21 protein-coding genes and 3 tRNA genes are annotated in these 18,973 nt (G+C 64.7%); 8 read left to right on the top strand and 16 right to left on the bottom strand.

Annotation, left to right across the window (positions count from 1 at the left end; genetic code table 11):
* Positions 1-10: 10 nt before the first annotated feature.
* Positions 11-994 carry a class II fructose-bisphosphatase gene (gene glpX / locus C4301_RS00700; protein ID WP_352413204.1) on the bottom strand — a complete coding sequence of 328 codons (984 nt, stop codon included), beginning with the start codon at positions 992-994 and terminating at the stop codon, positions 11-13.
* A 64-nt stretch (positions 995-1,058) separates the two neighbouring features.
* Here glpX and C4301_RS00695 point away from each other — a divergent pair, with 64 nt between their 5' ends.
* Positions 1,059-1,961 (top strand): LysR family transcriptional regulator, encoded by a 903-nt coding sequence (locus tag C4301_RS00695; protein WP_352413203.1) that lies wholly within the window; start codon positions 1,059-1,061, stop codon positions 1,959-1,961.
* A gap of 45 nt (positions 1,962-2,006) precedes the next feature.
* Here the strand turns inward: C4301_RS00695 and C4301_RS00690 are convergent, their stop codons facing one another.
* Genes C4301_RS00690 through C4301_RS00660 form a run of 7 tightly spaced genes read right to left on the bottom strand, consistent with a single transcriptional unit; the run spans position 2,007 to position 5,490 of the window.
* The gene (locus C4301_RS00690; RefSeq protein ID WP_352413202.1) at positions 2,007-2,384 is read right to left on the bottom strand and encodes a phosphate-starvation-inducible PsiE family protein; all 378 of its coding nucleotides are present in this window, start codon (positions 2,382-2,384) and stop codon (positions 2,007-2,009) included.
* A gap of 21 nt (positions 2,385-2,405) precedes the next feature.
* Positions 2,406-2,675: a hypothetical protein gene (locus tag C4301_RS00685; protein ID WP_352413201.1), complete on the bottom strand. Its 270-nt coding sequence runs from the start codon at positions 2,673-2,675 to the stop codon at positions 2,406-2,408.
* Positions 2,676-2,686: 11 nt separating this feature from the next.
* Positions 2,687-2,950: an annexin VII gene (locus C4301_RS00680; protein WP_352413200.1), complete on the bottom strand. Its 264-nt coding sequence runs from the start codon at positions 2,948-2,950 to the stop codon at positions 2,687-2,689.
* Entirely contained in the window at positions 2,944-3,243 is a 300-nt protein-coding gene (locus C4301_RS00675) for a Dabb family protein (RefSeq protein ID WP_352413199.1), read from the bottom strand. The genes C4301_RS00680 and C4301_RS00675 overlap by 7 nt, the downstream gene beginning before the upstream one ends.
* The gene (locus tag C4301_RS00670) at positions 3,228-3,977 is read right to left on the bottom strand and encodes an HAD-IA family hydrolase (protein ID WP_352413198.1); all 750 of its coding nucleotides are present in this window, start codon (positions 3,975-3,977) and stop codon (positions 3,228-3,230) included. Before C4301_RS00670 ends, C4301_RS00675 begins: the two co-directional genes overlap by 16 nt.
* Positions 3,965-4,774 (bottom strand): class II fructose-bisphosphate aldolase, encoded by an 810-nt coding sequence (locus C4301_RS00665; RefSeq protein WP_352413197.1) that lies wholly within the window; start codon positions 4,772-4,774, stop codon positions 3,965-3,967. Before C4301_RS00665 ends, C4301_RS00670 begins: the two co-directional genes overlap by 13 nt.
* Entirely contained in the window at positions 4,774-5,490 is a 717-nt protein-coding gene (locus C4301_RS00660; protein WP_352413231.1) for a 2-phosphosulfolactate phosphatase, read from the bottom strand. Before C4301_RS00660 ends, C4301_RS00665 begins: the two co-directional genes overlap by 1 nt.
* 143 nt (positions 5,491-5,633) lie before the next feature.
* Here C4301_RS00660 and lepA point away from each other — a divergent pair, with 143 nt between their 5' ends.
* Together lepA and C4301_RS00650 are read left to right on the top strand one after the other, a co-directional pair.
* On the top strand, positions 5,634-7,445 hold the full coding sequence (gene lepA, locus C4301_RS00655; protein ID WP_352413196.1) for a translation elongation factor 4: 1,812 nt from the start codon (positions 5,634-5,636) through the stop codon (positions 7,443-7,445).
* A complete protein-coding gene (locus C4301_RS00650) occupies positions 7,435-8,388 on the top strand; it encodes a sensor histidine kinase (protein ID WP_352413195.1) in 954 nt (317 codons plus the stop codon). Before lepA ends, C4301_RS00650 begins: the two co-directional genes overlap by 11 nt.
* On the opposite strand, the gene sdaAB is transcribed toward C4301_RS00650, so the two are convergent.
* On the bottom strand, positions 8,375-9,040 hold the full coding sequence (gene sdaAB / locus C4301_RS00645; protein WP_352413194.1) for an L-serine ammonia-lyase, iron-sulfur-dependent subunit beta: 666 nt from the start codon (positions 9,038-9,040) through the stop codon (positions 8,375-8,377). The two genes, C4301_RS00650 and sdaAB, sit on opposite strands and share 14 nt — an antisense overlap.
* Positions 9,041-9,057: 17 nt before the next feature.
* Here sdaAB and C4301_RS00640 point away from each other — a divergent pair, with 17 nt between their 5' ends.
* The 4 genes from C4301_RS00640 (at position 9,058) to C4301_RS00625 (ending at position 13,828) form a co-directional block, all read left to right on the top strand.
* Complete coding sequence (locus tag C4301_RS00640) at positions 9,058-10,959, top strand: hypothetical protein (RefSeq protein WP_352413193.1); 1,902 nt, start codon at positions 9,058-9,060, stop codon at positions 10,957-10,959.
* Positions 10,956-11,807 (top strand): dihydrodipicolinate synthase family protein, encoded by an 852-nt coding sequence (locus C4301_RS00635; protein WP_352413192.1) that lies wholly within the window; start codon positions 10,956-10,958, stop codon positions 11,805-11,807. Before C4301_RS00640 ends, C4301_RS00635 begins: the two co-directional genes overlap by 4 nt.
* Positions 11,795-12,448, top strand: coding sequence for an LEA type 2 family protein (locus C4301_RS00630; RefSeq protein ID WP_352413191.1), 654 nt, complete (start codon positions 11,795-11,797; stop codon positions 12,446-12,448). Before C4301_RS00635 ends, C4301_RS00630 begins: the two co-directional genes overlap by 13 nt.
* A gap of 78 nt (positions 12,449-12,526) precedes the next feature.
* On the top strand, positions 12,527-13,828 hold the full coding sequence (locus tag C4301_RS00625; protein ID WP_352413190.1) for an acetyl ornithine aminotransferase family protein: 1,302 nt from the start codon (positions 12,527-12,529) through the stop codon (positions 13,826-13,828).
* 19 nt (positions 13,829-13,847) lie between these two features.
* Here C4301_RS00625 and C4301_RS00620 read toward each other — a convergent pair whose 3' ends face one another.
* The 7 genes from C4301_RS00620 to C4301_RS00590 all read right to left on the bottom strand — a co-directional run bounded on the left by C4301_RS00620 (position 13,848) and on the right by C4301_RS00590 (position 18,642).
* Positions 13,848-14,987: a BMP family ABC transporter substrate-binding protein gene (locus C4301_RS00620; RefSeq protein WP_352413189.1), complete on the bottom strand. Its 1,140-nt coding sequence runs from the start codon at positions 14,985-14,987 to the stop codon at positions 13,848-13,850.
* A 4-nt stretch (positions 14,988-14,991) separates the two neighbouring features.
* Positions 14,992-15,828: an ABC transporter permease gene (locus tag C4301_RS00615; protein ID WP_352413188.1), complete on the bottom strand. Its 837-nt coding sequence runs from the start codon at positions 15,826-15,828 to the stop codon at positions 14,992-14,994.
* On the bottom strand, positions 15,828-16,871 hold the full coding sequence (locus C4301_RS00610) for an ABC transporter permease (protein ID WP_352413187.1): 1,044 nt from the start codon (positions 16,869-16,871) through the stop codon (positions 15,828-15,830). Before C4301_RS00610 ends, C4301_RS00615 begins: the two co-directional genes overlap by 1 nt.
* The gene (locus C4301_RS00605) at positions 16,868-18,358 is read right to left on the bottom strand and encodes an ABC transporter ATP-binding protein (protein WP_352413186.1); all 1,491 of its coding nucleotides are present in this window, start codon (positions 18,356-18,358) and stop codon (positions 16,868-16,870) included. The genes C4301_RS00610 and C4301_RS00605 overlap by 4 nt, the downstream gene beginning before the upstream one ends.
* 17 nt (positions 18,359-18,375) lie before the next feature.
* Positions 18,376-18,451 (bottom strand) — tRNA-Arg (locus C4301_RS00600).
* A gap of 34 nt (positions 18,452-18,485) precedes the next feature.
* Positions 18,486-18,561, bottom strand: a tRNA-Gly gene (locus C4301_RS00595).
* 4 nt (positions 18,562-18,565) lie between these two features.
* Positions 18,566-18,642 (bottom strand) — tRNA-Pro (locus tag C4301_RS00590).
* A gap of 82 nt (positions 18,643-18,724) precedes the next feature.
* Between C4301_RS00590 and tatA the strand changes: the two genes are divergently transcribed.
* Complete coding sequence (gene tatA / locus C4301_RS00585; protein WP_352413185.1) at positions 18,725-18,889, top strand: twin-arginine translocase TatA/TatE family subunit; 165 nt, start codon at positions 18,725-18,727, stop codon at positions 18,887-18,889.
* Positions 18,890-18,973 lie beyond the last annotated feature (84 nt).

Below are 18,973 nucleotides of genomic sequence, written 5' to 3'. Positions count from 1 at the left end.
CCTCGCGGGCCTAGTAGGGCACCGCGCTGATGGCCCTAAGCTTCTCCATCCGGTGCCAGGCCTCCACCCGCCGCAAGGTGCGGGTCTCGCCCCGGAGGAGAAGGCTTTCCGTTCTGGCCAGCCCTCCCTCGTACCGGACCCCCTTTAAAAAGGGGCCATCCGTGATGCCGGTCGCCGCAAAATGGGTATCGTCCCAGGCGCAGAGCTCCTCGAGGGTATAGACCCTTTCGAGGCTGTACCCCGCGTGGATCAGATTCCACTTCTCCTCCTCACCCTGGGGGTCCAGGCGCATCTGCATCCCACCCCCCAGGGCCCGGACCGCCACCGCCGCGATCACCCCCTCTGGGGTCCCCCCGGTGCCCATGAGCACATCCACGCCGGTGCCGGGCAGGACCGCGGCCAAGGCACCCGCCACGTCCCCATCCGTTTGGAGCGTAATGCGGGCCCCGGCGGCACGGATCTCCTCGATAAGCGCCTGATGGCGGGGCTTATCCAAGACAAAGACCGTCAGCTCACGCACCGGCTTCCTCAAGGCCTTAGCGATTTCCTTTAAGTTTTCCGTGGGGCTACGGGCAAGATCAATCGCCTCCTTGGCCTCAGGGGGCACCACCAGCTTGGCCGCATAAAAGCCCGGCCCCGGGTTAAAAAGGGTGCCTTTGGGGGCAGCGGCGATCACGCTGATGGCCCCGGGCCGGCCTAAGGCCAGAAGCCGGGTCCCTTCCACCGGGTCCACCGCCAGGTCCATCTCCACCCCTCCCGTTCCCACCTCCTCACCGTTGTAGAGCATGGGGGCCTGGTCCTTTTCCCCCTCTCCAATGACCACCCGGCCCCGGAAGGGCACGGTGTTCAGAAGGAGGCGCATGGCCTCCACCGCCGCCCGGTCCCCCTCCTCCTTGTTGCCCAGCCCCACCCAGCGGGCCGCCGCCAAAGCGGCGGCTTCGGTGGCCCGCATCAGGTCCAAAGCCAGGTTGCGCGTGGGCGGTACCGTAGGCATGCCTCGAGGGTAGGGGGGATAACCCATTATTGCAATCATATGGGTAGGCATGTATCATAAGTTCATGTTTAAAGAGGGACGGATGCGGCTTCCTAATCCGGCTGCGCTCCGGGTCTTTGTGGCGGTGGTGGAAGAAGGTGGGGTGGGCCGGGCGGCGCTGAGCCTGGGCATCACCCAGCCCGCGGTAAGCCAGTACATCCGGGCTTTAGAGGAACAGGTGGGCCATCCCCTTTTTGAGCGCCGGGGGCGGAGCCTGGTCCTTTCCCGGGTGGGCGAAGCCCTTCTTCCGGAGGCCAGGCGGGTGGTACAGGCCCTGGAGGAGTTCCAGCTGGTGGCCCGGGCCTGGGACCGCCTGGAAACCGGCCAGGTGATGCTGGGGGCGGCCACCACCATGGCCACCTACGTGGTGCCCACCTTCCTCGCCCAGTTTCACCAGGCCCACCCTGGGGTGAGGGTGCACTTGGAAAGCGGGAGCTCAGAACGCCTGGCCGAACGGCTCCGGCTCGGGGAGCTGGAACTTGCCGTTCTGGAAGGGGTGGAGCACTGGGAGGGGTATGTGCGGCACCTCTTCTACGAGGATGAGCTGGTCCTTATCGTCCCCCCGGACCACCCCTGGGCGTCCTGGGAGGAGATCCCTCCGGAATGGCTGGCCCGGGAAAGCCTTGTGGTGCGCAAACCCGGATCCATGACCTGGCGGGTTCTGGAACGAGCCTTTGAGCAGGCGGGTTTAGAGATCACCCCCGCCTTCTACACGGACAACAATGAGGTGACCAAGCGCCTGGTCATGGCGGGCGCAGGGGTCGGGATCGTGAGCCGGGTGGTCATCCAGCCCAACCTGAAGGTGGGCAACCTCAAAGCCCTCCGCCTCGGCCCCCCGGTGGGAGAGTTGCGGCGCTACTTCTGGCTCACCCATCCCAAGACGCTTTCCAACCCCGCCGCGGAGGCCCTGGTCCAACTCATGCTCTAGCCCGGACCAGCCGGATGGCCCAGGCAAAGGCCAAAACGCTTACGGCTAGGACGAAAAGCTCAGCCAAACGTTTAAAAAGGCCGGGTCCTTGAGGTCGACCTTGTGCACCGACTCCGCGGTGATGACCAGCATCCGCCGCACGGCCGCGATGATACCGATCAGGAGAAAGGGCTCGGCCTGCAAGCCCCCCTCCCGGGCGAAACGGACCAGGGTATAGAGGATCTCGGCCAGCATCAAGGCCAGAAGAATCCGGTCCAGAAGCCCCACCGCGGCAGCCACATACCCTCTTTGTAGAAGAGCCCGTACCCCGTCCCACAGGGTGGATCCTAGAAGAAGAACCGCCCCCAAGGCGATGAGGAACCCCGCAAAGAGATAGATCGCCGTTTCCGTGGCTTGGAGTATTCGGTATGTATTCCGCCGCATGGGGTCAGTCTACCCGCAAAGCTAGTCCACGTCGTTGACAAAGTCAAACTCCCCGTTTTCCTCCAGGAACTTCTTCATCTCGTAAGGCGTACGAAGGGCAGAGGCTTCCGCCACGGGGCCCTCCATCCAGTGGGGCTGGGCCTGGGGGGGTGGGGTCTGGGCCCAGTAAAAGTAGTAGAGCGCCCAGTAGCCGTGCTCATCCTGGAGAATGACCGCATCCCCATACCCGTCCTCCAAGACCCTGACCGCCATCTTCCGCGCCTCCTGGTAGGGCATCTCGTCGTACTCCATCCTCCACCTCCTCACTTGGACTCGTTGATGAATACGGTATACCCGTTCCGCTCCAGCCATTTCACCTGGTCAAAGGGGTCCCGGAAGTCCGGCTCGGCCTTGGGCCCCTCCACGAAATCGGGCTCCTCCTCGGGGTCTGGGGCCTTCCGCCCGTAAAGGCCGAAGAAGAAGTACAGGGCATAATACCCCTCTTCCCGCTTCAGGATCAAAGCCTCCCCCATTCCGTCCACTAAAATCCGCTCCGCCTTTTCCTCCGCCTCCTTATAGCTCAGCACCCCTCCACCTCCACCAAAAAGTCCGTGGTCAGCCGGTCCTGGGCCATGGGCCGGAAGACCCGGTTGGCAAACTCCACGTGCAGGGGATGCTCCCGGTAGACCTCCACCACCTCAGGGCCGGAAAAAGCAACCGAAAGCCAGTACCGGTACCGGGCGTTCGGGGAAAGGGCCTCCCCAAAGCAAAGCCCCCTGACCCCCGGGATCTTGAGGAGAACGGAGCGGGCCTCCTCCACCATCCTCCTGACCTCCTCAGGGCTTGCCTCCGCATTGAAGAGGATCAGATGCTGGACCATCCTCTCACCTCCTCCAGATAGGCGAGGTCCACCACCTTCCTTTCCCCCTGTCCGGGCCCCCTGTAGACCAAAGCAGGGGCCTCGGGCTCACCTAGGTGCTCCAAAACCGCCTGGGCCTCAGAGAAGTCCTGATCCAGGGTGTAAAGGCTGGGGGTGATGAGGGTGGGTATGCCCACACCCCGGGCGGAAAGAAGGCCGTTTCGGGAGTCCTCCACCGCCAGGACCTCCTCTGGGGAAAGGCTTAGCCGCTCCAGGGCCAGGCGGTAGATGGCGGGATCGGGCTTCTTCCTGGGCACGATGCCCCCTGCCAGGATCAGGTTAAATCGGAGGCTCCAGCCCAGGCCCTCGAGGAAGGCCTCCACGTTCTCCGGACTGGTAGTGGTGGCAAGGCCCAAAGTGAGCCCTGCCTCCTCCGCCTCCCTAAGAAGCCTTAGGACCCCTGGCCGGAGGGGCAGACCCTCCCGCACGAACTGGGCGAAGAGCTCGTTTTTGCGCCGGTGGATGCGGGCGATCTCTTCATCCGAAAGCCGTGGGCAGGGGGGACAGGTTTCCAGGAAGTGCCGGATCCGCTCCCTACCTCCTGTGACCCAGAGGAGTTCCTTGTAGGTGGGCTGGTCCCAGAAGAAGGGAAGGCCCGCCTCCAAAAAGGCCTGGTTGAAGGCCGCCCGGTGGGCCTCCTCCGTCTCCGCCAGGGTGCCGTCCAGGTCGAAAAGGAGCGCCCTCAGCCCCACCATAACCTCATCCTCGAGGCCGCCAGGCGTTTGAGCGCCTCCTTGACCCCTGCCATAAGACCCAGGTAATCCTCCCCTGCCCCCCCTCGGAGCGCCCGGGCCGCCTCGAGGGCCAGCTCGGCATAGAGGTTGATCTTGCGAATGCCCCCCGCGATCAGGGCCCGGTATTCCTCTGGCCTAAGCCCCGAGGCCCCGTGAAGGACCAGAGGGACGGGGATTTGGGAAAGCTCCTTCAGTAGCAGAAGGTTAAGCCGGACGGGCCCCTTGTAAAGGCCGTGCCGGGTCCCGATGCTCACCGCTAAAGCATCCACCCCTGTGGCCTCGTAAAACCGCTGGGCCTCCTGGGGGTCGGTGTACTGGGGGGCCTCCTCTCCCCCTTTGCCCGGGCCGTACTGGCCAGGCACTACCCCCACCTCCCCCTCCACCCCCGCTCCATAGGCCCGGGCCAGCTGGACGGTGAGCTGGGTAAGCCGTATGTTCTCCTCCAGGGGCAAGTGGCTTCCGTCCAGCATCACCCCGGTAAAGCTCAAGCGGAGGGCCCGGGCCACCTCCTCGAGGCTCTCCCCATGGTCCAGGTGGAGGGCCACGGGAACGCGGACCGAGTCGGCCAGGTGGCGAAGCCCCGGGGCCAGGGCCCCCATGGGAGGCCCCCCCAGATGGGGGGCAACGCTCAGGATCACCGGAAGGTCTAGGCCCTCCGCCGCCTCTAAGACCGCCTCGGCCCACTCCAGGCCTACCACGTCAAACGCCCCCACCGCGCGCCCTTTGGGGGGAAGCACCTCCTGAAGCGGCTTCAGCATCACCCCCTCCCGAAGACCACACCCCCGTCCCGGTACCCGGTGCGCACCGGAACCGCCTTGTGAACGTCCACCTGGGCGCAAAGGACTACATCCTCCCCGAGGCCCACCCTGTCCAAAGCCTTTGCCGCCTCTGAGGCCTGGAGAACCGCCAGGGGGTCGTTTTCGGCAAGAAAGAGGGCGAGGTGGGCGGTCTCCCCTTCCGCCCGGAAACCCAGCTCCATAAGCCGCCTTCCGATGACCCCCGCGGTGTAGAGGTCGTCCAGCCCCATCTCCCCTTCCTTGCCCGCGCAGACCAGGGTCACCTCCTCCCCCAAAAGGGCGGCCTTCTCCGCCACCGCCCGGGCGTTTTGCAAGGAACCCAGAAGGAGCGCCTGGGCCGTCCGGGCCGCGTGGACGGCCCGGGTGCCGTTGGTGGTGGCCATGACCACCCGCCGGCCCCGGACCCGGAAAGCCTCTTGAGGGGAGTTTCCCAGGTCAAACCCTTCGGGCCTGAGCCCCCCCCTCTCCCCGGCCAGCACCTCTCCCGGAAGGCGGAGGGCCCGGGCCTGGTCCAGGCTCTTTGCAAGGACGAGGTCCAAGGCCCCGGCCTCGAGGAAGGCCCCTGCGGTGGTGGTGGCCCGGATGACATCGATGACCACCGCCACCCCCTCGTACGGTCCTTTAGGAAGGGGGTCCACGCGAAAAACCCGGTCTTTTAGGATGCGGTCTCCACCCATCACGCCCTACTCCAGGGTAAGGGGTGGATTTATTAAGTTCAATGCGCTCCTTCAGGCGTGAGCATAAAGCATATGTTAATAAAGCAGGCCGCGCCCGCCCCCCTCCCCCATCCGCGCCAAAACCGGGTACCCTAGTACAAGGCATGGACCCTCAGCGGATTCGCAACTTCTCCATCATCGCCCACGTGGACCACGGCAAGTCCACCCTGGCCGACCGCATCCTCCAGATGACCCATGCGGTCAGCGAGCGGGAGATGCGGGAACAGTTTCTGGACTCTTTGGAGCTGGAAAGGGAACGGGGCATCACCATCAAGGCCAGTGCGGTCCGGGTCTTTTACGAAGCGGAAGACAAGGAGACCTACGTCCTCAACCTGATCGACACCCCCGGGCACGTGGACTTCGCCTACGAGGTCTCCCGCGCCTTGGCGGCGGTGGAGGGGGTGCTTTTAGTGGTAGACGCAACCCAGGGGGTGGAGGCCCAGACCATCGCCAACTTCTATCTGGCCCTGGAACACAACCACGTGATCATCCCGGTCATCAACAAGATCGACCTTCCCAACGCCCGGCCCCTCGAGGTGGCCATGGAGGTGGAGGAGGTCTTGGGCCTCCCCGCGGACGAGGCCATCTTCGCCAGCGGAAAGACGGGGGAAGGGGTTAAAGAGATCCTCGAGGCCATCGTCCAGCGCATCCCCCCCCCAAAAGGGAATCCAGAGGCCCCCCTGAAGGCCTTGATCTTTGACTCCATCTACGATCCCTACCAGGGGGTGATCCCTTACCTCCGCCTCTTTGAGGGAAGGGTCAGGCCCGGGGACCGGATCCGCATCTGGTCCACGGGAAAAGAGTTTACCGTGGACCGGGTGGGGGTCTTCCGCCCTGGGGGGCTGGAGGCCACCGCTTTTCTCGAGGCGGGGGAGGTGGGGTGGCTCACCGCCGCCATCCGGGACATCCACGACGTCCAGGTGGGGGACACCCTGACCCTGGCCGACCGGCCCACGGACGCCCCCTACCCTGGCTTCCGCCCCGCCAAGCCCGTCGTCTTCGCGGGGCTTTACCCGGTGGACTCCGCCGAGTATGGCCGCCTCCGGGAGGCCTTGGAAAAGCTCAAGCTCAACGATGCCGCGCTCTTCTTTGAACCCGAGACCTCAGAGGCCTTAGGTTTTGGCTTCCGGTGCGGTTTCCTCGGGCTTTTGCACGCGGAGATCGTCCAGGAGAGGCTGGAGCGGGAGTTCGGCCTGGACCTCATCGCCACCGCCCCCAGCGTGGTCTACAAGGTGCGGCTTAAAAGCGGAGAGGAGGTGGAGATCCATAACCCCGCCGACCTCCCCGACCCCACCCGGATCGAGGAGATCCTCGAGCCCTATGTCCAGCTCACCCTCTACACCCCCGAGGAGTACGTGGGGGGGATCATGCAGCTCGTCCAGGAAAAGCGGGGACGGATGCAGGGCATGAACTACCTCCCAGGCCGACGGGTGGAGCTCGTGTACGAGGTTCCCTTCGGGGAAATCCTGTACGATTTTCACGATCGCCTGAAAAGCCTCTCCCGGGGGTACGCCTCCATGGATTACGAACAGATCGGCTACCGGCCGGGGGATCTGGTCAAGGTGACCCTACTGGTCCACGGGGAGCCGGTGGATGCCCTGGCCTTCGTGGCCCACCGGGAAAAGGCCTACTCGATCGCCCGGGCCCTGGTGGACAAGCTGGCGGAGGTCATCCCCAGGCAACAGTTTGAGGTGCCCATCCAGGCGGCCATCGGGGGCAAGGTCATCGCCCGGGCCACGGTGCGCGCCCTCAGAAAGGACGTCCTCGCCAAGTGCTACGGGGGGGATGTGAGTCGGAAGAAGAAGCTCCTGGAAAAGCAGAAGGAGGGCAAGAAGCGGCTCAAGGCCATCGGAAAGGTGGAGGTCCCCCAGGAGGCCTTTTTAGCCGTGCTCTCCGCGGGTCGGGATGAGTCTTAAGGCAAGGCTGGCCCTGGTCATCGCCCTGCTCGCCTTCCTCCCCAACCTGGTTCTGGCCCTCTTTGTGGGGGCGGCCTCCACGGCCTTTTGGACCTGGCTCCTCCTTCTGGCCCTTCTTTCCGCTTTGGTGGGGATCTTTCTCGCCCAGGCCCTCCTTCACCCCCTCGAGGAACTCACCCGGGCGGTGGCCCACCTCAAGGGCCGTCCCCCCGCAGAGCTTTCCCTCCCCCGGCCCAAGGCAGAGGTCCCAGGGGAGATCCAGCTTTTGAGGAAGCAGATAGAGGCCCTTTTAGAAAGGCTCAAAGCCCACGACCGGGAACGGGAGGCCTTCTACGCCGCCTTGGCCCACGACCTCAAGACCCCTCTTCTTTCCGCCATCCGGGTCCTGGCCTATCTCCAAAAGACCGATGCGCTTGGGAAGGAGGGCCGGCTAACCCTCCTTATGGAGCTGGAAAAGGAGCTTTCCCGGGCCTTGGGGCTTCTGGAAAACCTCCTCGCCTTAAGCCGCCTCGAGGCCCGCTCGGTAAGGACGGAGACCGTCAACCTCCGGCCCCTTTTGGAGGACCTCTCCCTCCGCTACCAGGATCAGATCCGGAAGCGAGGCCTGAGCCTCATCCTTTCCGGCTCGGGAACGGCCCGGGCGGATCGGTGGCTTCTGGAAAGGGCCCTGGTGAACCTCTTGGAAAACGCCCTCCGACATGCAAGAAGCCTGGTGGAGGTCCGCCTCCTCCCAGGGCGGGTGGAGGTGGAGGACGACGGGCCCGGCCTCGAGGCCCCCCTGGAAGCCCTGGTCCAGCCCTTTCTTTCCATCGGCGCCCATCGGGGCCAGGCGGGGCTCGGCCTCTACACCGTGGCCCAGGTGGCCCAGGCCCACGGGGGCAGGCTGGAAGCCTGCCGCGGAAGCCTGGGTGGAGCCTGCTTCCGGCTTGTTATCCCTCCATGACCGGGGGAAGCATCCGCACCCAAAGGATGTAGGAGAGGTAGGCCAGGTAGTCCAAAGCGGGTTTGGAAAGGGCCCGGTCCAGCTCAATGCTCATCATGGCCTCCGCACCCCGTTTCTTGCGGCTGACGGTGAGGTAGGCGATGTTGACCTCGTCGTCCGCGATGACCCGGGCCACCCGGGCCACCACCCCCGGGGTGTCCACGTTCTTCACCACCAGGGTGGGGGCCTGTCCGGTAATCCGGACCTCAAACCCCTCCAGGTCAAAGACCCGGACCACCCCACCCCCTAGGGAGCTCCCCGTGACCACCACCCGCTCCTTCTCCCCCTCCAAGGCAATGCGCACGGTGTTGGGGTGGACCTCCCCCAGCTCCACGTCCTTGAAGGCCACCTCGAGGCCCTCCTCCTGTGCGTACCTCAGGCTCTCCTTTAGCCTTGGATCGTCGGGCTTGAAGCCCAAGACCCCTGCCACCAGGGCCAGGTGGGTCCCGTGCCCCGCCCCCGTCTTGGCGAAGGAGCCATGGAGGCCGAACTCCGCCTTCAAGGGCTTCTCCCCGAGAAGATGCCGGGCCAGAAGGGCGATGCGGCAGGCCCCGGCGGTGTGGCTGGAGGAGGGCCCTATCATGACCGGTCCAATGATGTCCAAAAGACCCATGGTACTAGAATAAGCCCATGCGGCTTTTGCTTTTGCTTCTGGCCTTTTACGCCCTTGGCTTCGCCCAGACCCTCCTCCTCCCCAAGGAGGCCCAGGTGGGCCAGGAGGTCTTCCTGGAAGGAAAGGGGCTTCCCGCGGGGGAGTACCCTTTGGTGGTGGAAGGCCCCAAGGGGCTTCAGACCACCGTGCGGACCCAGGAAGGGGGCTTCCGCATCCCCTTTACCCCGGAGGCCCCGGGGTCGTACCGGGTCCGGCTCCTTCTGCCCGTAGGGGCGCTGGAGGGCCGTTTTGACGTCGTCCAACCCGGCCCTCCCCCGGAGCCCCAACTGACCGAGGAAGGCCTGGTCTACCGCGGTCTGCACCTGAGCCTGCCCAAGGCGGAGTGGAAAGGGCCCGTCCTCTGGGGGGACAAGGTCCTTTTGGCCGCGGGAAGCCTGGTCTTGGAGGTCCTCCCCACGGGCGAGGTGCGCTACCACTTCGCCCCAGGCCCAGTCCAGGCCCTGAGGCCGGGGGAGGTGGTCCTGCCAGGCGACCGGGTCCTTCCCATCCCCCTGCCCTTTATCCCCTTTTCCGGGGAGGAGAAGGACCTCGAGGCGCTCAAACCCCTCCTTATGGCCCTGAACCCCCCGAGGCCCTGGCCCTACTGGGCCTACTGGACCCAGGACCCCCTCGACCTCAGCGAAGAGGACCTCAAGGCCTACGGGGAGGACCTCTACCGGCGGGGCCACCGGCCGGAGCTTTTCTTTAGCCAGAAGCCCATTCAGGCCTGGAAGGAGGCGGCCTTGACCCACCTCAAGGACCGACCCGAGGCGGCCATCCGCCTGACCGAGGCCCTCCTCCGCTACACCCCCCTTTTCCCCGGCTCCCTCACCTTTTTTAAAACCGTGGCCCGGACGCTGGAGGCCCAAGGGCGGCCTGACCTCGCCCTAAGCATCCGGGAACGGACCAAGATGGTGAAGACCTGGGGGCTGCCCAGCCTCGAGGGCCTTCTGTTCTGGACAAAGGTCCTCTTTCTAAGCTACGGCGTGCTCTTTCTCTACCTCTTCCTGGCCTATCTTCCTGCACAAAAGGCCCACCTCGCCCCCATTGGAGGGTTCTTCCTGGGGTTTTTCCGCCATCCCCTGATCCGGCTTCGCCACCTCCACCTGGCCTACGCCACCTTTGGGGAGAAGCTGCTGATTTTCCTTCTTTTCCTCTTAGGCCTTTCGGGGCTGGTTCTGTACAGCCTGGACGCCAAGCTCCGCCCCCTCCTCACCGAAGGCCCCCTGGCCCAGGGCACCTTAAGGAGCGAGGAGGTGAGGGACTGGCTCGCCACCCGGCCCAAAACCCCCTTCACCGCAGCCCTCCTCGGCTACAGTCTCCTTCCGGAAAACCCCAAGGAGGCCAGCCGCCTTCTCCAAGAGGCCCCTCCCTTTCCCTTCGTCCTCGCCTTGGGCTCTGGGGAAAGCCTGGCCGAGGCCTACCGGAAAGCCCCTCTGATGGGGCCGGTGCGCTCGAGCCTCCACCTGGGGGAGGACGCCTGGGGGGCCCGGGAGCCGGCCCCCAGCCAGCGGACCCTCTACGGGATCTTGCTCCTGGCCGAACTCTTTTCCTTCCAGGACGACTTCCTTAAAAGCTTCGCGGCGCTTCCCCTTCCTTTTTCCCCTTTAGGCCGGGTCCTTTTGGGCCTTGCGGTCTTCCTCCTTCTCCTCTATCACCTTTTCACCTTCTTCCTCCCAAGGCCTAAAGGGCCCTTCTTTCCACCCTTCCTCCTCAAGGTCCTTGTCCCGGGAAGCCTGGCCTTCGCCTCCGGCTGGGGGGTGGTGCTTCTTTTGCTGGCCGCCTACGGGGCCTTGGTCTTTTCCCAGACCCCCTGGCCCCTCCTTGCGGCCTACGCCCTTCACGCCCTAAGCCTTCTTTTCAGCCGGAGGGGCGGATGATCCTGCCTCCCATCCCCACCCCATTCGACCGGAAAGGCCGGCTGGATACCGGGGCCTTCCGGGAGCTGGCCGGGGCTTTGGAACCCCTGGTGGACGGTCTTCTCATCTACGGTTCCAACGGAGAGGGGGTCCACCTCTTTCCTGAGGAAAGGCGGCTGGGCCTTTCCGCTTTAAACCCCCAAAAACCCTTTCTCGTGGGCCTGATGGAGGAAACCCTCCCCCAGGCGGAAAGGGCGCTGGAGGAAGCCAGGGAACGGGGAGCCATGGGCCTTCTGGTCACCCCGCCCCGGTACTACCATGCGAGCCTCGGGGAAAGGCTAATCGCCTACTACGAGGCCTTGGCCCAGCGGATGCCCATCTGGCTTTACCATGTCCCCCAAAACACCAAAGTGGACCTCCCCCTTGCCGCGGTGAAGGCCCTGGCCGTCCACAAGGGGGTGGTGGGGGTCAAGGACTCGAGCGGGGACTTAAGCCGCTTCGCCTTCTACCAGGCAGAAGGCCTCGCCCTTAGGGTCTACACCGGACACGCCCCCACCTTTTTGGGGGCCTTGGCCTTGGGAGCGGAAGGGGGCATTCTGGCCGCGGCCAACCTCGCCCCCAGGGCCTACCGAGCCCTCCTCCAAGCCTTCCGTGAGGGGCGGTTCACAGAGGCCCAGGCCCGGCAGAAAAGCCTCTACCCCCTGGGTAGCCTTCTCGCCCAAGGGGGGGTGCCCCTTCTTAAGCAGGCCCTGCGCCACCTCGGCCTCCCTGCGGGCTACCCCCGCCCCCCTTATCCCGCGGAAAGCCCCTTGTGGCCGAGGTTCCTTCCGGTTCTAGAAGGGCTTAAGGAGGAGGGATGGGTGCTTTAAGGGCCTTCCCTCTTACCCTCCTTCTTTCCGCCTGCGTTTTTCAGCTGCCCCGCCCTCCGGAGGTGGGCCTGGAAGGGGTGGAGGTCCTCGGCCTCTCCCTTTTAACGGAGCCCACGCTGCACCTACGCGTAGGCCTTCGCTTCCAAAACCCCAACCCCTATCCCCTGCCCCTCGAGGCGGTGGGGGCCAGCCTGGTTTTGGAAGGGCTGGAGGTGCCCTTGCCGCTTACCCTCCCCCCAGGACAGAGCACCGCCACCCTCCCTTTAGACCTGCCCGCCTCCCGGGCCTTGGAAGCGGGGAGGGCCCTCCTGAAAGGAGGGGCGCGGCTTCAGGTCAAAGCCCGGCTCCTCCAGCCGGTTGTCCTCCTAGACACCCGGGTCGCCTTCCCCTTACGCCCTCCGGAAGTGGAACTGAAAGGGGTGAACCTTGTTCTCAAAAACCCCAACCCCATCCCCTTGAAAGCCGAGGGGCGGTTGGCCCTTTTGGGCCAGAGCCTAGAGGTCCGGGCCGATCTTCCCGCCCTGGGCGAGGCCCGGCTACAGCTTTTGGGCTTCCGCCCGGGGCTGGAACGGGGAAGACGGCTGGAGCTCTGGCTCGAGGTCCCCGGGTTTCTCCGGTACGCTTTAGACCTGGAGCTTTAAACGGGGGCTAGGAATAAATATTCCCCTTCTTGGCGTAATTCTTCCCTTTGGTATACTTTAGGACGCAAAGGAGGCGGCATGCGTCAACCCTTTATCCGCACCTCCCTGCCTGGCCCCAAGGCCCAGGCGGCTTTGGCCCGCCAGGAGGGGGTCCTCTCCCCTTCTTACCTCCGGCCCTACCCCTTGGTTCCCGCCCAGGGGCACGGGGTCTATTTGGAGGATGTGGACGGAAATGTCTTTCTGGACTTCATGGCCGGAATCGCGGTGAACACCACCGGGTACGCCCACCCCAAGGTGGTGGAAGCGGTGGAGGCCCAGGCCCGGCGCTTCGCCCACGTCTGCTTCTCGGACTTCACCCACGAGCCCACCTTGAGCCTGGCGGAAAGGCTCGTGGGACGGCTCGGGGGCCGGTACCGGGTCTTCTTTGGAAACTCGGGGACAGAAGGGGTGGAAGCCGCGCTGAAACTCGTCCGCTACCACACCCGGCGGCCTTACGTCCTAGCCTTCACCGGCTCCTTCCACGGAAGGAGCCTGGGAAGCCTATCCCTCACCTCGAGCCAGGCCAAGTATCGGAAGGGCTTCGCCCCCCTCCTTCCCGGGGTGGTCCACATCCCCTTCCCCAACCCCTTCCGCCCTCCCCTGGGGGCAAGGCGGGAAGAGGTGGGGGAAAGGGTCCTGGAGTACCTCGATCACCTCTTCCGCACCACCTTGCCCCCTGAGGAGGTAGGCGCAATTTTCCTGGAGCCAATACAAGGAGAGGGGGGATACGTCCTTCCCCCTCGCGGTTTTTGGCCAGAACTCTGGCGCATGGCCAGGCGGCATGGCATCCTCCTGGTGGCGGACGAGGTTCAGACCGGAGCTGGGCGGACGGGCCGGTTCTTCGCCCTCGAGCACGAGGACCTCGAGGCGGACATCTACATCCTGGCCAAGGGTCTGGCCTCCGGCTACCCTTTGAGCGCGGTCTTGTTCCGGGAAGAGATCGCCAGCTGGCCCCCCGGGGCCCATGGGTCCACCTTCGGGGGGCAGGCGGTCTCCGCCGCCGCCGCTTGCGCCACCTTGGACCTTTTGGAAAGCGGCCTGATGGAAAACGCCGCTGGGGTGGGGGCCTTCCTCCTCGAGGAACTCAAAGGGATGCAGGCCCGCTTCCCCTTCCTGGGGGACGTGCGGGGAAGGGGCCTGATGATCGGGCTGGACTTTGGGAGTCCCGAGGAGGAACGGCCGGACCTCAGGGACAAGGCCGTCGCCCTTGCCTTCCAAAAGGGGCTCCTCACCCTCCCCGCGGGGCCAAGCACCTTGCGCATCGCTCCACCCCTTATCCTAACGAAGGAGGAAGCGGGGATCGGGCTTTCCATCCTGGAGGAAGTCTTTAAAGCCCTTTAAAGCCCCCAAGGGTCCTTCCTTACCTGGGCTCCCCTGGCCAGTCCCCCACCACCCCGGGCGCGGCCCATTCCATGGTGAGGAGGTCCTGGAGGCTTGCCTTCTTCCCTGCGGGAACCCGGACCACCCCCTTCCGGTCCTTGAGGGGCCCGGTGAAGGGGTCAAAGGTGGGGTTCTTTGCGCTCATGTCCTTCAGAAGGGCCATGACCCGGTCGTAGACCGGCACCTCCTTCCCCCCCACCCGCATCCTCGCTTGCTTCAGGAGGGGAAGGTGCTTAGGGTTGATGGGGACACCATAGTCCGCCCCCATCTCCACCGCCTTCTCCCTAAGAAGCCAGAAGTAGTCCACGTTCTGCAGGTTCTTACTGGTGTAGACCCCTTCTTTAACCTTCTTAAGGAAATCGATGTAGATGGCCTCCCAGTGGACCAGCTGTCCCGAGACCACGTGGTCGGGCGCGAACTTGAGCATAGGGGAGTAGTGGCTGAAGGAATCCTTCCCCTTGCGGGCCGCGGTCTGAACCACGGTGGGCGTGTCCTCGGTGAAGGCGAAGACATCCGCCCCCTGGCTCATCAGGGCTTCTGTGGCCTCTCGGGCCTTGGCCGGGTCAAACCAGGCGTTGATCCACTTTACATAGACCTCGGCCTTGGGGTTTACCGCCCGGACCCCCAGGGCAAAGGCGTTGATGTGCCGCTTCACCTCAGGGATGGGGAAGGCCCCCACGTACCCCACCTTTCCGGTCTTGGTCAAGGCCCCGGCCATCAGGCCGTTCAGGTAGTAGACCTGGTAGAAGTCCGCCATGTAGGTCATGACGTTGGGGGCGCGCTTAAACCCAGAGGCGTGGCCAAAGAGGACATCCGGGTGCTTTTTAGCCGCCTCCAAAACCCCGTCCATATACCCGAAGCTGGTGGCGAAGATCACCCGGCACCCCTCCCCCACCAACCGGTCGATGACCGGGACCACCTGCGCCTCGGGGACGCTTTCCACATACTTGGTCTCGAGCCACGGTAAAGCGGCCTCCGCCTTCTTCCGCGCCTGGTCGTGGGCATGGGTCCATCCGATATCCCCAATGGGGCCTATGTAGATGAAGCAGGCCTTAAGCTTATCCGTCTGGGCAAACCCCAGTCCAAGAACCAACAGGAGTCCGAAAACGATCTTTTTCATTCCCTCACCTCCCCCTCTCGTAAGGTAGGCCCAGAGCCCTAGGAGCCCGCCCCCGGCCTGACAAGGCCAAAACCAGGATAACAAGCGCATAGGGCATGGCGGCAAATGCCTCAGAAGGGATAGGCACGCTCCCCTGGAAACGGAACTGGAGGAAGAAGAGGAGGCCAAAAAACCAAGCCCCCAAAACCGCCCGCAAGGGGTGCCACCCCACGAAGATGACCAGGGCCACCGCCACCCAGCCCAGCCCAGCGGTGAGCCCATCCGCCCAGGAAGGGCGGTAGGCCAAGGAAAGGTCCGCCCCCGCCAGGCCAATGAGCCCACCCCCCAGGCCCAGGGCCAGGTACCTCAGCCCCGTCACGCTCCCGCCAAAAAGGTCCACCGCCTTGGGGTTCTCCCCTACGCTTCTCAGGTAAAGGCCAAGCCGGGTCTTGTATAAGAGGAGGTAAAGAAACCCCGCCAACGCCACGGCAAGAAGGGCAAAACCCTCCTCCCGCGCAGGGGAAAGAAGGGGCAACCCTTCGTAGCGTTTGCCAATAAGCCCCGCCGCCCCCACCCCGGCCATGGCCAAGGCCAGGCCGGCCACAAAGGCGTTGGCCCGGAGGGTCACGGTGACCAAACCGAGGAAAAGCCCCATGGCCACCCCCACGCCCACGGCGACCAAGGCCGCCACAAAGGGGCTTCCCGTGGCCTGGGCCACGGCAAAGGCGGCCAGGGCGGAAAGGGCCATCATCCCCTCCACCCCCAGGTTCACCACCCCCGCCCGCTCGCCCAGAAGCGCACCCAGGGTGGCCAAAAGCAAGGGGGTTCCGAAGTAGACCGACCGCAGGAAGACCTCCTCCATCATCGCCTCCACCGGTACTGGCTCAGCCGGTCTGCAACCACCAAAGCGAGAAGGGTGAGCCCCGCCACCACGTCCACCAGCCTAAAGGGCACCGAGTAAGCCAGCTTAAGGGTGTCCCCGGTAGCCAGGATCAAGCCCATCAGGGGGGCGGTGAAGAGGGTCAAGGCCGGGTGGCCCCGGGCAAGCCAGGCCACGATGACCGCGGTAAACCCATAGCCCAAGGAGATCTGGGCGGGCTCCATCAGGCGGTGGTGGATGCCCGCCACCTCCCCCACCCCGGCCATCCCGGCAAGCCCACCGGAAACCAGGGCCAAAACGAAAAGAAGCCGCCCCTCTTTGAGCCCCAGGTAGCGGGCAGCCAAGGGGTTCCCACCCAGGATGCGGAGCTCAAACCCCAAAGGGGTGAAAAAGAGCAGGATCTGAAGCCCCAAGGCAAGAACCACCCCCAGAAGCAGCGTGGGCCAGTGAACGAGGCCTCCGGCCAGGGTGGGCAGCTCCGCCCAAGGGGGGAAAGGATCAGTGTAGAGAAAGCCCCGGACCGTCTGCCCCTTCCAAGGACCCGAGACGAGGTAGAGGACCAGGTACTGGGCCAAGTAGTTCAGCATCAACGTGGTCAGGACCTCGTTCACCCCCCTTCTCGCCCGGAGCCAGGCGGCCAGGAAGGCCCAGACCCCTCCCAGAAGACCCCCCAGGAGGAACATCAGGGGCAGAGTCCAGGGCCCCGGGGGGAGGAAAAGGGCCACCGCCCCTGCTCCCACCGCCCCCAGAAGGAGCTGGCCCTCGGCCCCTATGTTGAAAAACCCTGTACGGAAGGCCAAGGTTAGACCACTACCGACCAGGAGGAAAGGGATGGTCCGGCGCAGGACCTCAGCCCGGCCTATAGGTTCTTCCAGCGTTTCCAAAACCGCTTTTAGGGCTTGGTCCGGACCCAGTCCATAAAGAAGAAGGATGGGCCAGAGGAGGCTCAGGGCCCCAAGGAGCCCCAGAAGAAGGAATAGGACCTGCTTCAAGGGAGGGGGGTTGGGGTCCTTTTCGATCCTCATGCCACCCCCTCGGTCATCATCCGGCCGATCCGCTCCACCGTGACTTCCGCCCGGGGCAAAGGCCCCACCAGCCGTCCGTGGAACAAGGCGGCCACGCGGTGGGAAAGGGCCAGGATCTCGTCCAGGTCCTCGCTAAAAAGGAGGACGGCCAGCCCCGCCTTGGCCCTTTGCAAAAGAAGACGGTGGACCTCCCCCGTGGCCGCAGCGTCCAGGCCGTACGTGGGGTGAAGGGCCAAAAGAATCCTCGCCCCCTCCAGCTCCCGGGCCAGGATGGCTTTTTGGATATTCCCCCCGGAAAGGAGGCGGATGGGGGCCCAAAGCCCGGGGGCCCGGATGGTGTAGGCCTGGACCTTTTCCCGCGCCCAGGCCTCGAGGGCCCTTCGGTCCAGAAGGCCCAAGCGGGCAAAGCGCCGGTAGCTCCTCAGGGCAAGGTTTTCCACCAGGCTCATCCCGGGCACAATGCCCTCCACCCGCTCCTCCGGAACATGGGCCACCCCCCGGGCGAAAAGGGCCATGGGGTCCATGACCAGGGGCTCCCCGAAGACCTCCACCCGACCCTTAAAGGGCCTAAGCCCTGCCAAGGCCTCCACCAGCTCCTTCTGCCCGCTCCCCGAAACCCCTGCCACGCCTAGGATCTCCCCCTCCTTCAAGACAAAGGAGACCCCCTCGAGGGGAAAACCGAACCGGGGAACCCTCAGCGCCTCCACCCGAAGGAGGACCCTTTCCCCCGGAGGAGCGGCCGCGGGAAGGGGTTTTACCTCCCGGCCCACCATGGCCCGGACCAGGCTTTGTTTCAGCTCCTCCCGGGGGAGACGGGCCATCTCCTCCCGGTCCAGCCGGGCCACCACCTCCCCCTGACGCAGAAGGGTGATCCGATCCGCCACCTGGAGGACCTCCTCCAACTTGTGGCTGATGAAGACCACCCCTAAGCCCTGGGCCTTTAAAAGCTGGAGCTTTTCGAAAAGCTCCTGGGCCTCCCTGGGGGTGAGGACGCTCGTGGGCTCATCCAAAAGGAGGACTCTGGCCCTTTGCAAAAGGGCGCGCACGATCTCCACCCGCTGCTTCTCCCCTGCGGAAAGCGCGTGAACGGGGGCCTCGAGGTCTAGGGGAAAGGGGCTTTCCTGAAGTCGCTCCTTTAAAAGGGTGAAAAGCCGTCGCCTCGGAAGCCAAAAGGGAAGGCGGAGGCCAAGGGCCAGGTTCTCCGCCACCGTGTGGCTTTCCACCAGCTCGGGATGCTGGGGAACAAGGGCCAGGCCAAGCGCTTGCGCCCTCCGCGGGGAAAGGATCCGCACCGGCTGGCCGTCCACCTCTATCTCCCCCCCGTCGGGCGTGTAAAACCCATACAGGATGTTGATCAGGGTGGTTTTGCCCGCCCCGTTCTCCCCTAAAAGGGCATGGACCTCCCCATACCGGATCCACAAGTCCACCCCCTTGAGGGCCTGGACCTGCTCGAAGCGCTTTTCCAAGCCGCGAATCCGTATCCCCATAGCAGATTCAAAAAATCTGGCGGGCCCGGAGGGATTCGAACCCCCGACCTACCGCTTAGAAGGCGGCTGCTCTGTCCACTGAGCTACGGGCCCAAACAGAAGGGGGCGGCCGAGGCCGCCCCGGGGTTGGAGCGGGAGACGGGACTCGAACCCGCGACCCTCGGCTTGGAAGGCCGATGCTCTACCAACTGAGCTACTCCCGCGAGATGGTCGGGGCGACTGGATTTGAACCAGCGACCCCCTGCTCCCAAAGCAGGTGCGCTACCGGCCTGCGCTACGCCCCGGGGCCACGGGCAGGCCCAGAAGCTAAACTACCACGCCGGATAAGGAAGGGTCAACCTGGCAGGCTTAGTGTATACTCTAGCCATGCGCCTAGGACCGCTGGAGCTTCTTCTGATTGTTCTGGTTATCCTCCTCCTTTTCGGAGCGAGGAAGCTGCCCGAGCTGGCCCGCGGGATCGGGCAGTCGGCCCGGGAGTTCAAGAAGGGCCTCTCCGAGGGGGAGGAAAAAAAGGAGGAGCCCAAGGCCTAGCATAATTTGAGGGGGATTACAGCCCCCTCGCGCTCCCCCGTTTTTTTAAAACGCCGTTCCCTGGGCTAAAGTCCAGGAAGCAGC

It is taken from the genome of Thermus sp. (genome assembly GCF_040290245.1).
In the GTDB taxonomy this organism is placed as follows: domain Bacteria; phylum Deinococcota; class Deinococci; order Deinococcales; family Thermaceae; genus Thermus_A.
This window is presented reverse-complemented; position numbering and strand designations above follow the sequence as displayed.